Source organism: Peribacillus sp. TH14, assembly GCF_016651145.1.
GTDB lineage: Bacteria > Bacillota > Bacilli > Bacillales > DSM-1321 > Peribacillus > Peribacillus butanolivorans.
The window spans coordinates 152,585-168,667 of the sequence record NZ_JAEKEK010000002.1; the positions used below are offsets into that span (position 1 = coordinate 152,585).

General features: G+C 39.2%; 11 protein-coding genes. All 11 read left to right on the forward strand.

Annotated elements, in window-relative coordinates; translation table 11 throughout:
- The first annotated feature begins 267 nt into the window (after positions 1-267).
- The 11 genes from JFU50_RS28680 (at position 268) to JFU50_RS28730 (ending at position 16,083) form a co-directional block, all read left to right on the forward strand.
- The gene (locus tag JFU50_RS28680; RefSeq protein WP_201225329.1) at positions 268-2,337 is read left to right on the forward strand and encodes a bifunctional aldolase/short-chain dehydrogenase; all 2,070 of its coding nucleotides are present in this window, start codon (positions 268-270) and stop codon (positions 2,335-2,337) included.
- A gap of 434 nt (positions 2,338-2,771) precedes the next feature.
- The gene (rhaA, locus tag JFU50_RS28685) at positions 2,772-4,025 is read left to right on the forward strand and encodes an L-rhamnose isomerase (RefSeq protein WP_201225331.1); all 1,254 of its coding nucleotides are present in this window, start codon (positions 2,772-2,774) and stop codon (positions 4,023-4,025) included.
- Positions 4,026-5,102: 1,077 nt separating this feature from the next.
- Positions 5,103-6,146, forward strand: coding sequence for an autoinducer 2 ABC transporter substrate-binding protein (locus JFU50_RS28690; RefSeq protein WP_201225333.1), 1,044 nt, complete (start codon positions 5,103-5,105; stop codon positions 6,144-6,146).
- A complete protein-coding gene (locus JFU50_RS28695; RefSeq protein ID WP_201225335.1) occupies positions 6,136-7,989 on the forward strand; it encodes a cache domain-containing sensor histidine kinase in 1,854 nt (617 codons plus the stop codon). The genes JFU50_RS28690 and JFU50_RS28695 overlap by 11 nt, the downstream gene beginning before the upstream one ends.
- Positions 7,973-9,586: a response regulator gene (locus tag JFU50_RS28700; protein ID WP_201225338.1), complete on the forward strand. Its 1,614-nt coding sequence runs from the start codon at positions 7,973-7,975 to the stop codon at positions 9,584-9,586. Before JFU50_RS28695 ends, JFU50_RS28700 begins: the two co-directional genes overlap by 17 nt.
- A 188-nt stretch (positions 9,587-9,774) precedes the next feature.
- Positions 9,775-10,464: a ribulose-phosphate 3-epimerase gene (gene rpe, locus JFU50_RS28705; RefSeq protein WP_201225340.1), complete on the forward strand. Its 690-nt coding sequence runs from the start codon at positions 9,775-9,777 to the stop codon at positions 10,462-10,464.
- Entirely contained in the window at positions 10,461-11,432 is a 972-nt protein-coding gene (gene rbsK, locus JFU50_RS28710) for a ribokinase (protein ID WP_201225341.1), read from the forward strand. The genes rpe and rbsK overlap by 4 nt, the downstream gene beginning before the upstream one ends.
- A 23-nt stretch (positions 11,433-11,455) precedes the next feature.
- Positions 11,456-13,003, forward strand: a complete 1,548-nt coding sequence (locus JFU50_RS28715) for a sugar ABC transporter ATP-binding protein (protein ID WP_201225342.1) — start codon at positions 11,456-11,458, stop codon at positions 13,001-13,003.
- The gene (locus JFU50_RS28720; protein WP_201225343.1) at positions 13,000-13,983 is read left to right on the forward strand and encodes an ABC transporter permease; all 984 of its coding nucleotides are present in this window, start codon (positions 13,000-13,002) and stop codon (positions 13,981-13,983) included. The genes JFU50_RS28715 and JFU50_RS28720 overlap by 4 nt, the downstream gene beginning before the upstream one ends.
- A gap of 15 nt (positions 13,984-13,998) precedes the next feature.
- Positions 13,999-14,973, forward strand: coding sequence for an ABC transporter permease (locus JFU50_RS28725; protein WP_201225344.1), 975 nt, complete (start codon positions 13,999-14,001; stop codon positions 14,971-14,973).
- Positions 14,974-15,042: 69 nt separating this feature from the next.
- Positions 15,043-16,083, forward strand: coding sequence for an autoinducer 2 ABC transporter substrate-binding protein (locus JFU50_RS28730; protein ID WP_201225345.1), 1,041 nt, complete (start codon positions 15,043-15,045; stop codon positions 16,081-16,083).

The following is a 16,083-nucleotide window of genomic DNA, read 5'->3' on the forward strand; positions in this document are numbered from 1 at the left end:
TATGAATGATTATCTGGTATCCCTAAGGGGGGTACGTGGTCGCTGCTTGGGATTGAAAGCGATGAACCAATCCTGTATTTTACATAATTATTATATTACTGATTTAATGATTGATGGTTTAATAAGGCAAATACATCTACGGTCTGTCAGGATAAACCTTGTGCCTGTTAAATAAAAAATTAGTAATAATTAAAAAATATTCAAAAGAAAACAAAAGTGTTATATAATAAAACAAATATAAATAAAGATAAACGGAGGCGAAACAAAATGGTTAAAAGTTTATGGAATGAAAAAGAAGCGTCAAAAGTAACATCAGGGGTAGAGGAACTGGTTTATCGCTCTAATTTAATCGGTACGGATCGAACCGTCTGCAACTGGGGCGGCGGCAATACATCAATGAAAACAACGGAAAAAGATTTCCGCGGCCGTGACATTGAAGTCATGTGGGTAAAAGGAAGCGGTTCCGACCTTGCGACAATAAAAGTAGGCAATTTCACAGGTTTGAATCTAGCGGATATTCGCCCGTTAATCGAGCGCGATGAAATGCCTGATGCAGATATGGTTGAATATTTGTCACACTGCATGATCGACGGTAAGCATCCACGTATGTCGATTGAAACATTACTTCATGCCTTCCTTCCGTTTAAACATGTTGACCATACGCATCCAGATGCGATTATAAGCCTTTGCTGTGCAAACAATGGAAAAGAATTCGCCAAAGAAATTTACGGTGACCGTTTTGTCTGGGTACCATATGAGCGCCCTGGTTTCACTCTGTCTAAAATGATCTCAGAAGGAGTTAAAAATAACCCCCAGGCCGAGCTTGTTTTAATGGAAAAACACGGGTTAGTTACTTGGGGTGAAACATCGAATGAAGCCTATGAAAAAACAATTTCGATCATTACGGAAGCAGAAGAGTTTATTAACCTCCGCCAGCACGAAGAAGATGCATTCGGTGGACAGGCGTATAACTCTTTATTTGAAGAAGAGCGTAAAAAGGTACTCGCTTCGGTTATGCCGGTTATCCGTGGTGCTGTGAGCGAGGGGAAAAAAATGCTTTTAACATATGACGATGCAGATGATGTACTAAAATTTTTGAACAGCAAAAATGCGGCAACATTATCACAAGTCGGTGCAGCTTGCCCGGATCACCTTGTACATACAAAAATGAAGCCACTTTACATTAACTGGGATCCTCGAAATGAATCGACAGAATCCTTGATTGAAAAAGTTAAAACGAGTGTTCATCAATATAAAAAAGAATATAAACAATACTTCGATCGCAACAAAAACGACGGCGATGTGATGTTTGAGGCAGCACCGCGCGTTATTTTGATTCCAGGTGTCGGAATGGTCAACACAGGCAAAAACATATCGATGGCAAACGTGAGTGGAGCACTTTACCACCGCGCGATTGCGGTTATGAAAGGGGCAACAGCACTTGGTGAGTTCGTTTCACTCAGTGAAAATGAGTCATATAACGTTGAGTACTGGCCACTCGAGCTTTATAAATTGTCTCTTTCGCCGGCAGAAGCGGAGTTCTCACGCAAAGTAGCCTTCATTACAGGTGGTGCGGGTGGTATCGGCAGCGCAGCAGCACGACGTTTAGTTTCCGAAGGTGCCCATGTAGTTCTTGCTGATTTAAATGTTGAAGGTGCGGAAAAAGTCGCGGATGAAATAAATAAAGAATATGGGGAAACACGCGCTGCAGCTTTTAAAATGGATGTAACCAGTGAAGAACAGGTACAGGCTGCCTTTGCGAAATCAGCTCTTACATTTGGCGGAATTGATATTATCGTCAACAATGCGGGCCTTGCCACATCCAGCCCATTTGATAAAACATCCTTAAAAGAATGGAACCTAAACATGAATGTACTAGGCACAGGCTATTTCCTTGTGGCACGGGAAGCTTTTAAGCAAATGAAACAACAGGGAACAGGAGGAAGTATGGTATTTGTTGGATCGAAAAACTCTGTTTACGCTGGCAAAAATGCTTCCGCTTATAGTTCAGTAAAAGCACTTGAAACACATCTAGCGCGATGTATTGCAGTAGAAGGCGGGGAGTTCGGCATCCGTGTTAACTCTGTTTTGCCAGACGCCGTATTACAGGGATCTTCCATTTGGGGATCGGATTGGCGTCAAGAGCGTGCCACTGCGTACGGAATAGAGTTGGACCAGCTTGAAGATCACTACAAAAAACGCACGACATTGCTTGTGAATATTTTCCCGGCAGACATTGCGGAGTCCATCGCGTTTTTCGCTTCATCAAAAGCAGACAAAACAACAGGCTGCATGATCACAGTAGATGGCGGTGTACCTGGAGCTTTTAATCGGTAAATACAAAACTTAGTGACGGAGTTATGACGGAAATAAAACTGGCAGGTACTCCTATCATTGCAGGAACACGAGAGAATTTGCCTGTTTTCTGTCTTGAGTGAAGAATGGCACAGTTCTTGGCTGCTATTGGTGCTTTGAGTGGAGGTCTAGTCATAGGTGAAATCGATCAATCCAATTTGAAAAGACGGGGTCTGTTACCGGAAGATTGATCATTTGTTAAATGAAATCGTAAAAGGTCTAGTCGTGGTGAAAAAAATGGCTATAATTCTTGCACCTGGGTTGATACATTGCGGAAGAAAACGGTCTTGTTGGACCGGATGGAAACTACTTAAGTATGTACTTCCTATCGTGATAAATCGCAGAACATATGATTAGGAAAAGGTAGTAAAGAATCATGGATGGAACTATTTAATCCATTATAAAGGATGGTACATATGACAATAAAAGAACAGTACGAAGCAGCGAAACAAGCGTATGCAAACTGGGGAATTGATGTTGATGCGGCACTGGAAACACTGAAACATGTGCCCATTTCAATTCATTGTTGGCAGGGAGATGATATAGGTGGATTTGAAGTGAACAAAAGTGAATTATCGGGCGGAATTGATGTGACCGGCAATTATCCGGGCAAAGCCACAACACCAGAAGAGCTACGCATGGATCTTGAAAAAGCGTTATCGCTTATTCCAGGGAAACACCGGGTCAATTTGCATGCCATTTATGCTGAAACAAATGGAGAAGTAGTCGAACGCGATCAGCTTGAGCCAAAGTACTTCGTAAACTGGTTGAATTGGGCAAAAGAAAACGGACTTGGTCTAGATTTTAACCCGACACTATTTTCCCATGAAAAAGCAGCAGACGGCTTGACACTTTCTCATCCGGATGAAGAAATACGTAAATTCTGGATTGATCATTGCATCGCCAGCCGAAAAATTGGAGAGTACTTTGGCCGTGAACTAGGCACTCCATGCTTGACAAATTTATGGATTCCAGATGGCTACAAAGATATTCCAAGCGACCGTTTGACGCCGAGAAAGAGATTAAAAGAATCCCTTGATCGAATCTTTGCAGCAGAAGTGGATGAAACATTTAATTTGGATGCAGTGGAAAGCAAAGTATTCGGTATCGGCTCCGAGTCATATGTAGTAGGATCGCATGAATTCTACCTAGGCTACGCGCTTAAAAATAATAAGCTATGCTTAGTGGATACAGGCCATTATCATCCGACTGAAACCGTATCGAACAAAATTTCTTCGATGCTATTATACTTTGATAAACTAGCTCTTCACGTTTCGCGCCCCGTTCGATGGGACAGTGATCACGTTATTATTTTAGACGATGAGCTTCGTGAAATTGCACTAGAAATTGTCCGCAATGATGCACTAAACGACGTAATCATTGGCCTTGATTTCTTTGATGCCAGTATTAATCGTGTTGCAGCCTGGACGATTGGTACACGCAATATGATTAAAGCCCTCTTATATGCCTTGCTTGTACCGAACGATCATTTGAAAGTGCTGCAAGAAAAAGGGGATTTTACAGACCGATTGGCCTTAATGGAGGAATTTAAAACCTATCCATTCGGTGCAATTTGGGATTATTACTGCGAGCAAATGAATGTGCCGGTGAAAGAAAGCTGGCTGAAAAACGTAAAAGAATATGAAAGAGATGTGTTAGCTAAACGATAAATTAACCAGGGTTGTTCAGAACGGGACACCGATGTGAGGACAACCCCTGCACTTATTTGAAATAATATTGGGTCTATCGATTCATACAAAGAGTTGATTTGGTGTCTTCTAAAGGATGATAAAGAGAGAGGAAAGCTAGCACACAAAAAAAGAATTCCTTTTTAGAAAAAGAAAAACCATATAGCTAAAAGGAAACCCAATAAGAAAGGTGCTTCCTTTTTTTATAAAATATACCCATAGCCAGAATTATCGCGAAGTTCTGTCTATGGGTATATTTTTATTTTTTGATGGAAAGCGTTTCGTTAAGCAGTATTTTTCAGTTGAAAACTAGATGGAGGATTGAGGACAACAGGTATAAGGTAAGCATTTTTCAATAGGTTATGAGCATCATCCAAGATATCATACGCAGTTTGATATAATCAACGCTGCTATTAAAAAAGGAAAAAGAGAATGTCATTACGTAGAATGCTTTCTTGGGATATATAGTTGTTTTTTTGAATCAATAAATGGATATTTGTAAACGTTATAAGCAAGTAAAAACTATAATATAAAAATATTTTTTTGCAAATATTAAAATATTTTAAATTTTATAAAATGTTTGTAATTTTAATTTGACAAACCTTTCAAAAACAGTAAAATTCAATAATAAAATAAAAAAAAGATGGGGTTTTTATGATGGGGTTCAAAATGTACAATAGTGTGTATTTTTTTACATTATAGAAGAGAAAGAGAAAGGGCCGCCACTCTTGATAATTGAATACACATTTTCATAGTTTTAGATTCTACTTTTCGTATATTTAAGATTGTTAGCAGAACATAACCAAGAATGGTATCACTTGACATGAAATTATATAGACACCATGAGATCTCTTTTCAATATAGAGGTTTTCCTAATCAGAAAAGAAATGATTGAGCTATCAGCTAGTTCTTTTATCAATAAAATGAAACCGTTTTCTTAAATGAGAAGCAACAGTTAACTTAACTGAATGAGAACGGTATTTCTCATGTCGTTCTTTATTGATACAGTACCTAGGATACGAGCTAATGTTTAGAATTTAAGAAAGAAGGTAGCTAATCATGTTAAGGAAGCCCATCTTTTTTATTTTGTTTTTATTTATACTAAGCGGCTGTGATCATTCTCCAGAATACGAAGTTATTTACAGCGATGAAGAAAAAGAACCTACCGACGTCACTACAAGACCTGAAGAGAATAAAAAAGATCCGTATACCATAGCTATTGTGCCTAAAATTGACGGGATTCCTTATTTTAACGCGGTAGAAGAGGGGGCGTTGGAGGCGGGAAATGACTTAGGTGTTAAGGTCATTTATACAGGACCACCTACCGCTAGTTCTGAACAGCAGGAAGCGATTATAACAAAATTGATTGCCAAAAAAGTAGACGTCATTGCGGTATCTGCAAATGATCCCTATAAATTAGGTAGTGTGCTACAAAAAGCAAAGAGTAAAGGAATCAAGGTGATCACCTGGGATTCTGATACTAATGCATCATACAGAAGTTTTTTTGTGAACATGGTAGATCCTGAGATAATTGGCCGCCATGTAATGGATACTCTCGCAATAGAAATGGAAGAAAAAGGGGAGTATGCGATTATGACAGGATCTCCTACCGCTGCTAATCTAAATACATGGATTGACTGGATTCAAATACAACAAAAAGAGTATTATCCAACTATGAAACTAGTTGAAGTGGAATATACAAACGAAGATATTCACAAAGCGTATGCGGTAACACAAAAGTTATTTAAAAAATACCCAGACTTAAAAGGGATTATTGGTATTTCAACGGTTAACCCTCCTGCTGTGGCTCAGGCTGTGAAAGATGCAGGGAAAATAGGGAAAGTAGCCGTAGTCGGTACGTCGACTCCTAATTTAATGAATGCGTATTTACAAGAAGGGGCTGCCCAGACTATTACATTATGGAGTCCACAAAAGTTGGGTTATTTGACTGTTAGTCTAGCAAAAAACTTATTGAATGATGAAATCCCTTATGAGGGACAGAACATTAAGAACATCGGGTTGATTAAATTTAACGGTGATATGGTCATTATGGGGGAGCCCATCGATTTTACAAAGGGAAATGTGAACCAGTATGATTTTTAAAGGGAAAAAGCGAATCCAGATAAAAAACTTTCGTTTAACGACAAAATTAATTACAACCTATACATTATTAACCGTTCTGCCTATGGCCTTCCTAGGCTTTATAGCATACTACCAATACACAAAATCAATTGAAGAAGAAGTAGGCGAATATATTCCGCGTCTTGTCGAACAGGTAAATGGCAACATTGAAAATGAAATTCAAAAACTCGAGACCTTACCTGATTTAATTTATAACTCCGGTGATGTTATGGCTATTTTAAGAGACAGCCAATCCAAAAAAAAATCGGCATTGCTACATGAGGAATATATCATGAAAAGTTATTTGACAAGGACCTATTTAAATAGCAATTCATCGCATATTTTGGGGGCTTTTCTTGTCTCCAAGAATCGTACATTTGCAAGTGCTAGTCTGCCTTATGACAATTTTGGGTTTGAGGATGGTTCCTTGCCGTACGCAGATAACCTTGGACTGATAGGTGGGATGCAGTTGCTCCTTCCTAATCAGACAAATTTAACGTTTGAAGGGGACCCCTCTTATTTTATGCTGGTCAAACCAATTACTGATTTCGATAATAGAAAAAATCTAGGTACGCTCTATATAGCCATCAGTGTAGGCTTTTTTGAACAATCACTTCAGGATTTGCAGCAGGAAGAGAATGTTACGATGTGGATTATGAATAAGCAGGGAAAAATGATTTATCATACGGATCATTCAAAAATTGGATCTGTGGAAAAAGAGATATATGATTACCCATTACTGAATGGCAGTTTTCGTACAGAAATCGATGGAAAACGGAATTTAATCAGTATAAGTGAATCAAATGAACTACCATGGGTACTCGTTCATAGTATGCCAATCAAAAATATGACGGAAAAAACAGATGTCGTCAGAAATGTGACCATTTTCATTTTTATCGTTTTCACACTCATTACTACATTGATCTCTATCTTTTTTGCTTGGACCGTTACACGTCCGCTAAACGAATTGGGAGATATAATGAAGCGGGTGGAAAAAGGCGATTTATTAGTGAATATACCCATACATTCCAAAGATGAAGTCGGTATACTCGCGAGCAGTTTTCGATCCATGCTTGCAGAGATAAGGGAGTTGATTCAAAAAAATTATCACATTGAATTGCGAAAAAAAACAGCAGAATTATATGCTCTTCAATCTCAAATAAATCCTCACTTTATGTATAATACGCTGGAAACCATAGGCATGGCTGTGGAGGAAGGAGAGACAGAGGAAGTTGTGAAGATGGTGACACTGCTTGGCAGAATGATGCGCTTTTCGATTAGTAATAAAGAAAGCTTGGTCCCTATAAACAGTGAAGTTCAGCACATCGAGGATTATTTAAGCATCCAACAATTCCGTTTTGAAGATCGCTTGTATTTTCAGATTGAAAAAGAGACAGATACGGTTAATTATTATATACCTAAGTTCGTTTTACAGCCAATCGTTGAAAATGCTATTAAATATGGCCTGGAAAAAAGAAAAGAAATAGCCATTCATATACGAATATCAGGAGAGGCAACACAGACAGGAGATGAAGATCTTTTGCTGATAGTTAGCGATAACGGACCAGGGATATCAGAAAACAAATTAATGGAAGTAAATGAAAAGTTACAATCGGACCCAATGAGGAAACGAGACTCTGGCTTTGGGATTATCAATGTAAATGCAAGAATTGGCATGATGTTCGGGGAACGATATAACCTACATATTAATAGCGAATACGAAAAGGGAACGAGTGTGGTTATTCGACTTCCCAAAATAAATGCCCAACATGTACGCATGTATGTTCAAAGAGAGGAGGAGAAAGGATATGATTCAAAAGGTTAATACGGTCATTGTAGATGATGAACCAAGGATAAGAAGAGGTATTGAAAGACTAGTACAATCTTGTGGGGATCAGTGGCAGGTTGTAGGTGTCTACTCAGATGGCCAAGAGGCCTACGATGCAATTATCAATCATGAAGAAACAGTTGATGTATTAATAACAGATGTACAAATGCCAGTCATGGACGGGTTAACGTTAATTCAACAGTTAAAAAAAAGTAAACCAACGCTATTTCCTGTCATTATTAGCGGGTATGATGATTTTCTCTATGTACAGACTGCCCTAAGAGAAGGTGCTGTCGATTATATATTGAAACCGATTGATCGAGAAAAGTTTAAACTGCAAATGAAGAATGTGCAGGAAAAAGTAATTGAGGCGCGAACGGAAATGAAAAAGATAGGAGAGATAGAAGAAAGAGCCTTGAAATTAACCTATGAAAAGCAGCTTCAATTGTTGATGGAAGTAACGTGGAAAGATGCAATGGACCTATCATTACTAGAATGGACACGTAAATTTCCAGAAGGAACCTATTACCTGCTTCATATCGGAATCGATCAAATATCGTCAAAAACCCAAAGTTTTTCACCCGAAGATTGGGAAAGATGGAATGCTGTTATAAAAAAGCTAATAAAAGATTTACTAGAAGATAATTCAACACATTGGATGTGGAAAGATAGTCTACATGCTAGCTGGTTATTGATTAAGGATACTACCGCTACAGCTATGGAGTCATTGTGCATAACATTAAAAACAACTGTCCAACGACATACCCCTTTTACGGTTTCTATTGCACTTGGAAATGAGTTTGACGACCTTACCTTTTTAGTTAATATAAAAGATGAATTACGATCTACCTTGCAATATAGAATGATACAAGGGGGCAATAAAATTTTTAGAACTGAAATGCTTAAACATGTTTCCTATAATAAAGTGATCGAAGTGCCGCCATCCATCTATAAATGGGCAGAAGAGACAGTGGAGGCAATGGAGCATGGGGAAGAAGCAGCCATTCGCGCTCTCATGCAATTTTTCAACGAATTGAAAGATGTCACGTCCCCTTTCCTAATTCAAGAATCGGTTCGTTATTTGTCTATTAGAATTATTAATAGATGGATTAAAAGTGATGGTTTTAAAGAGCTTCCGCATTTACTTGAGGAAGCATTTACGATCGCGGATGACTCTTCTCACTTTAATAATTTAAAAAAGGATACAGAGCGCTGGGTTATGAATATGTTAAAAAAGCAAGAGGCTATTCAAAATGACCAAACAGATCCCATACGCCAGGCAAAAGAATGGATTCAAAAACATAAAGGCGATAACATCACAATAAAAAAAATTGCCAATCACGTCCATTTAAATTCAACCTACTTTTGTGAGTATTTTAAAAATCAGACGGGAGAAACCGTGCTTGACTATGTAACAAATGAACGGTTAAAGATGGCGAAGGAATTATTAAGTCATACAGATTTAAAAATTTACGACATTGCTTCTAAAGTAGGCTATCAAGATACCAAATATTTTAGTCGGCTGTTTAAACAATGGACAGGACAATTGCCGTCTCAATATAGAGATAATCATGAGGTTATGGTGAAAAAGTAGAAGCTTCCATTTCGGGGCTTTTTTTATTCTTCCATGGAAATGTCCCGAAGAAAATCCCCCCTATCCGAATTCTATCACCTACCAGCTTATGCCAAATCCCTTTATAGTGAAAGTATCAATAAAGAAAACGCTTCCTTAAAAAGAAAACGCTTTCTTGCCAACAGACGAAATGGAACGGGAGTGTTTTTATGACCTTAATTGGACCTTCACTTATGTGTGCAGATATGGGGAATTTACAAGAATCAGTTATAAAATTAGACGGTGCAGGTGTTGATTTCTTTCATCTAGATGTAATGGATGGGTCGTTTGTTCCGAATTTTACAATGGGACCGGATCTAATTAAACGTATTAGACAATTCTCGGATAAACCATTTGATGTTCACTTAATGGTTGAAAGACCGGAAGACCATTTAGATCTTTTTATTCAGTCGGGGGCTGATATGATTTCCATTCATGCAGAGGCCACTGCCCATTTACAGAGATCATTACAAAAACTGAAGAATGAAGGGATTAAAGCAGGGGTTGCCTTAAATCCATCAACCCCTATCACAGAGCTTGAACATGTATTGGATGTAGTCGATTATGTAACGGTGATGACGGTGAATCCTGGTTTTGCCGGGCAGTCTTTCGTACCACTTATGTATAAGAAAATAAAAAAAATAAAAGAATTAATTCAATCGGAAGGCTACCAGATCAATATACAGGTAGATGGGAACATTGGATTCGATACCATTCCGGGTGTATTACAAAATGGAGCCGACATGTTGGTATGCGGTACGTCCAGTTTATTTAATAAAGATATATCACTGGAAGATGCGGTTGTCCAACTCAGGGCATTCTTAGAGCAAACAAAAATGAAAAACGAGGGTTGTGCATGACAGGGATTGTTGTGGTTGGGAGTATTAATATGGATATTGTCGCAGTCACTAATCAGTATCCTGCCCATGGGGAAACGCTCTTCGGGGAAAGTATGAAACTATTAAGTGGTGGAAAAGGCGCTAATCAAGCAACAACGTGCGCTAAACTTGGAAAGCCAGTAAAGCTAATCGGTGCGATTGGCGAGGACGCATTCGGGCATGAAATAGAACGCTCTCTTCTTCAAAATAACGTGAACACGTCCTCCCTGAAACATGTTGCAGATCATCCAACTGGATGCGCAGTCATTACTGTAGATGCTACCGCAGAAAACACCATGCTTGTCATTAAAGGGGCAAATGACCATTTGACAAGGAATGATATTAATCATTGTTTTTCTACCATCAGTGACGACAGTGCTGTTTTACTTGTACAGATGGAAATTCCTGAAGAGGCTGTTCTACAAGCCATGAAAAGAGCAAAAGAAAAAAATATGTTTATTATCCTAGACCCTGCTCCTGCAGAAGGGGTAACGAAAGAAGCATTGACGTATGCCAATTTGATTACGCCGAACTGGCAGGAAACAAAAGTGTTGACCGGGATCGACGTCAACTCGAAGGAAAGTGCGTACAAAGCGGGCGTTTTCTTTAAGGATCATTTTGGCGTGGAGAACAGCATTATTAAGTTGGGCCACAAAGGAGCATTGGTGTATCAAAACGGTGAAACCTCCTTTATTGAGCCCATTGCTGTAAAAGCCGTTGATACAGTGGGGGCAGGAGACTCGTTCGCAGGCGCCCTCGCCTGTGCAATTGCAGATGGGGAGACCATCGAATCTGCAGCCGAATTTGCGTCAATTGTAGCGGCGATGAAGGTAATGAAAATGGGGGCCCAGGATGGTGTGCCCACGCTAGCAGAAGTGGAGCATTTTTGTGAAACCAATAAAATTGATTACTATGGAAAAAAGCAAAAGTTGAATCAAGTTTATGACTGAGTATGTTGGGAAAGGAGAGAAACATGTCTGATTACTTATTGCAAATGAAGAATGTTAGTAAGACCTTCCCTGGTGTGAAAGCATTAGATAACGTTCAGCTTGAAGTGAAAAAAGGTGAAGTCCATGCGCTAATAGGGGAGAATGGTGCTGGAAAATCAACGCTTATTAAAATATTAGCAGGCATTTATAGGCCGGACCTTGGCGCCAAGTTTTACTTTGAAGGAAAAGAAGCAGAAATTCAAAAGCCGATTGATGCTACGTTAAAAGGTATTTCCATCATTTATCAGGATCTAAGTCTTTTTTCAAACTTATCTGTAGCAGAAAATATCTATATAGGCCGGGATAGCGACAAAAAACCTTGGAAAAAGATTAGTTGGCCGGAGATGGAGGATACAGCAAAACGGGCACTTAAAGAACTAGAATTTGAGATTGATGTTCATACACCGGTTGAAAAGTTAAGCATTGCTCAACAACAACTGATTGAAATCGCAAGAGCGCTCGCTTTTGATTCTAAATTGATTGTAATGGACGAACCGACTTCATCCCTATCAGCTGGGGAAGTTCAAAAGCTTTATAGAGTTATTCAAAAATTAAAGGATCGCGGAATTTCCATTATCTTTGTCAGCCATAAGCTAAAAGAGTTATTTACTGTTTCCGACCGATTTACTATATTGCGCGATGGAAAATATGTAGGCACTTACGATACCAATGAACTTGATGAAGATAAATTAATCAATCTAATGGTGGGACGTCAGATTTTATATAAAAAGAATATGGTAAAAGGCAAAACGGGAAAAACACTTTTGGAATTGAATGGATTATCAAAGGAAGGTAATTTTAAGGACATTTCCTTCGAATTGAAAGCTGGAGAAGTCCTGGGAATTACTGGACTTGTCGGATCTGGTAGAACAGAGCTTGCACAGGCGATATTTGGGGTCAACCGGCCCTACGATGGATCTGTGAAAATAAATGGGGTTTCTACTCAAATCAAGTCTTCTGAACACGCTGTAAAACAAGGGATTGCCTATATTCCAGAAAGCAGAAAAACGCAAGGACTTATTCTTCGCCAGTCCATTATCAATAATATTTCATTACCTGTTTTGAAACAATTGAGAAATAAATTCAAATTAATAAAGCGAAAGGAAGAAGTTAAGCTTGCTGATCACTATGTGAAAACGCTAGATGTTAGACCGGCTTTGCCGAAAAGAGCAGCGGGCGACCTGTCAGGTGGAAATCAGCAGAAAGTCGTAATCGGGAAGTGGCTTTCGACAAAACCACGAATCCTAATTATTGATGAACCGACCAACGGAATTGATATTGGGGCGAAATCAGATATTCATAAATTAATGAGGGAACTGGCGGCTGAAGGAATGGGCATTATTGTGATCTCTTCAGAGCTTCCAGAAGTACTTGCTGTCAGTGATCGAATTTTGGTCATGAGACATGGAAGAATAGCCGGAGAACTTGGTATTGAAGAAGCAACACAGGAAAATATCATGAATTACGCTCTGCTTGGTTCCCCATTACCTTCCAAAAAAGGGTTTCCGTTAAATGAGGAGGTACGTGCATGAACGCCATTTTGAAGTCGAAAGATATCAGTATCGCCCTGATTGTTTTGCTTCTATGTATCACATTGACATTCCTAAGCCCGTATTTTTTAACTGCAGACAATTTACTGGATGTACTAAAAGGGAATGCTGTACTTGGCATTCTAGCAGTGGGTATGACACTTGTCATTATTACTGGCGGAATTGATGTATCGGTCGCCGCCGTTACAAGCGCTGTTTGTGTCATCATTGGAAAAGTAATGATGATCATGCCTGATCATCCCATCTCTATCCTATTACTCTTTTTGGTCGGGCCATTTCTCGGGGTGTGTTTAGGTGCACTTAATGGACTGCTTGTCGCTAAGATTCAAATTCCAGCTATTGTCGTAACGCTTGGTATGATGAGTATTATTAATGGGCTCGTTTTGTACATTACGAATGGCCAGTATTTGAACAGCAGCAGCTTTCCAACCGTATTCATCAAGTTTGCTAGTTTTGAGGTGTTTAGTGTATCTATTATTATTCTAATTTTTATCGCCGTTGCTCTGTTTACTTGGTATATTTTGAAATACACATTAATCGGTCGCGAAGTATTGGCGATTGGTGGAAATAAAGATTCAGCCATTCGGGTAGGAATCAATTTTGATAAAGTCCAAATCTTTGTCTTCTCCTATATGGGCTTTCTCGCAGGAATCGCAGCTATTGCCCAAACAGCATATACAAAGGCTGTAGATCCTAATGGAATGCTTGGTCTTGAGCTGATGGTCATAGCCGCCGTTGTTTTGGGCGGGGCGAACATTATGGGTGGCCGAGGAACGATTTTGGGTACGGTTTTGGGCGTTCTTCTGCTAGGCATTGTGCAAAATGGTCTTATCTTGGCAAAAATTGATACGTTTTGGCAAAAAGTATTCACTGGATTGATTATATTACTGGCTGTGTCATACGATCACATTCAATATAAGCGTTCAAAAGATAAGTTGTCAAAAATTGAAGTGGAAGCGTAAGAAAGAGGTGAAAAAATGAAACGGCTATCAATATCAAAAGAAAATACTTTAGGGGTTATTACAGCAGGTTTATTTGTGTTAATGAGCTTTTCAGTACCGGGATTCTTTTCATCAAATAATTTAACCAATATGATGTTCCAGATCCCGGAGTTCGGTTTAATCGCTTTGGCAATGATGGTGGTGATTGTAACAGGAGGGATTGACCTTTCAATTACGTATACTGCTGCTTTGTCTGGCGTGACAATCGCACTTATGGCAAGTAGCGGATACCCAATGCTCGCTGCTATCCTAATTGGTGTTTTAGTCGGACTGATCTGCGGAATTATTAACGGCGTACTCATTTCAAAAATCGGTGTTTCGCCGATACTGGTGACGCTCGGAACGATGGTCCTTTTTGAAGGTGTGATTTTAAGCATTACGAAAGGAAATTCGATTTCAGGATTCAGTGAAGGCTACAGCCTAATTGGAAACGGTTACTATATGGGGGTTGTTCCGCTTTCCATCATCATTTTTGCACTATTTGCTCTACTTACAGCGGTATTGCTGACGAAAACCAAATGGGGCAGAAGCGTTTATATGGTGGGAAGCAATCCGATTGCCACATTATTTTCAGGCGTAAATAATAGCAGGGTATTAATGAGAGTGTACTTATATGCGGCACTTCTTGCCACAATTGCTTCTATTATTATGACGTCCCGTTATAATACAGCAAAAGTAGATCTGGGGTCTTCATATTTATTACAAAGTGTAGCGGCCGCGGTGCTTGGCGGAACCGAAATACAAGGTGGTTATGGCAAAGTTATAGGCACTGTTTACGCAGTGTTCATTTTCCAAATGTTGTCAAGTGGATTGAACTTAATGGGTGTCCCACGTGCTATCGTGACTGTAATGATGGGGGTTATTTTAATAACTGTATTGGTCATTAACTTTGTGAAAACAAAATTAGATGAAAAAAGTCAAAAGAATTTGCCATCAAACTCTGTAGCGTAATGAACAGGGCTTTGTAAATTTCTGAAATTATTTCAGATAAAAAAATATGAAAATAAAAGGGGGATCATTATGAAAAAAATTACAGGGATCTTTGCGACAGCTATATTAGCTGGGGGACTGCTAGCAGGCTGTGTATCAAAAGAAGGAGCAACTGGAAACAGTGAAAAAGCAAGCAGTGGCGGAGGAAGTAGTAATGAGAAGTTGAAAATTGCCGTTGTTCCAAAATTAATGGGGATACCATATTTTAATGCTTCTGAAAAAGGAGCGATTCAAGCAGGTAAAGACCTTGGTGTAGAAACCATTTACACAGGACCTACGGAACCAGATGCTGCTCAGCAAGTAAAAGTCATTGAAGATTTAATTAGTCAAGATGTGGATGTTATCGCGGTAGCGCCAAATGATGCAGCATCACTCTCACCGGTACTTCAAAAGGCGAAGGATGAAGGAATAATTGTAATGGACTGGGATACACCAGCTGATCAATCCCTTGTAGAATTATCGGTACACCAAATAGACGATGAAGCATACGGCCGCCATATCGCTAAATCCCTCGTAAAGCAAATGGGTATTGAAAAAGGACAAATCGCTATTTTAACAGGGGGGCTTTCAGCCGCAAACTTAAATACCTGGATTGATGCAGCAAAAAAGGAACTGGAAGAGAATTATCCTGGAATTGAATTAGTGTCGGATAAAATTGCGACGGATGAAAAGCAACAGGTGGCTTACCAAAAAACACTGGATTTAATTAAATCAAATCCTAAATTAAAAGGAATCATGGCTTTCTCTACACCCGCACCTCTTGGGGCAGCCCAAGCTGTTCAGGAAAAGGGACTACAAGAGGATATTACAGTCGTTGGAACTGCTCTACCGAAAGACTCTTCACCTTATTTAGAAGATGGATCTCTAGATGTAGCTATTCTTTGGGAGCCAGATAAACTTGGCTATTTAACTGTTGCCCTTGCCAAACGTTTAGCTGAAGGGGAAAAACCAAAAGATGGTTTGAACGTTGAAAATGTAGGTGAAATTGACGTGTGGGAAGATGGTAAAACCATCATTATGGGCCCACCAACAGATTTTACTAAAGATAACGCAGCTGATTTTAATTTCTAA

What these genes read in the sequence shown, in the direction of transcription:
- JFU50_RS28720 (WP_201225343.1), top strand. Translation starts at nt 13,000, where the DNA reads ATGAACGCCATTTTGAAGTCGAAAGATATCAGTATCGCCCTGATTGTT.
- JFU50_RS28715 (WP_201225342.1), top strand. Translation starts at nt 11,456, where the DNA reads ATGTCTGATTACTTATTGCAAATGAAGAATGTTAGTAAGACCTTCCCT.
- JFU50_RS28690 (WP_201225333.1), top strand. Translation starts at nt 5,103, where the DNA reads ATGTTAAGGAAGCCCATCTTTTTTATTTTGTTTTTATTTATACTAAGC.
- JFU50_RS28700 (WP_201225338.1), top strand. Translation starts at nt 7,973, where the DNA reads ATGATTCAAAAGGTTAATACGGTCATTGTAGATGATGAACCAAGGATA.
- rpe (WP_201225340.1), top strand. Translation starts at nt 9,775, where the DNA reads ATGACCTTAATTGGACCTTCACTTATGTGTGCAGATATGGGGAATTTA.
- JFU50_RS28730 (WP_201225345.1), top strand. Translation starts at nt 15,043, where the DNA reads ATGAAAAAAATTACAGGGATCTTTGCGACAGCTATATTAGCTGGGGGA.
- JFU50_RS28725 (WP_201225344.1), top strand. Translation starts at nt 13,999, where the DNA reads ATGAAACGGCTATCAATATCAAAAGAAAATACTTTAGGGGTTATTACA.
- rbsK (WP_201225341.1), top strand. Translation starts at nt 10,461, where the DNA reads ATGACAGGGATTGTTGTGGTTGGGAGTATTAATATGGATATTGTCGCA.
- JFU50_RS28695 (WP_201225335.1), top strand. Translation starts at nt 6,136, where the DNA reads ATGATTTTTAAAGGGAAAAAGCGAATCCAGATAAAAAACTTTCGTTTA.
- rhaA (WP_201225331.1), top strand. Translation starts at nt 2,772, where the DNA reads ATGACAATAAAAGAACAGTACGAAGCAGCGAAACAAGCGTATGCAAAC.
- JFU50_RS28680 (WP_201225329.1), top strand. Translation starts at nt 268, where the DNA reads ATGGTTAAAAGTTTATGGAATGAAAAAGAAGCGTCAAAAGTAACATCA.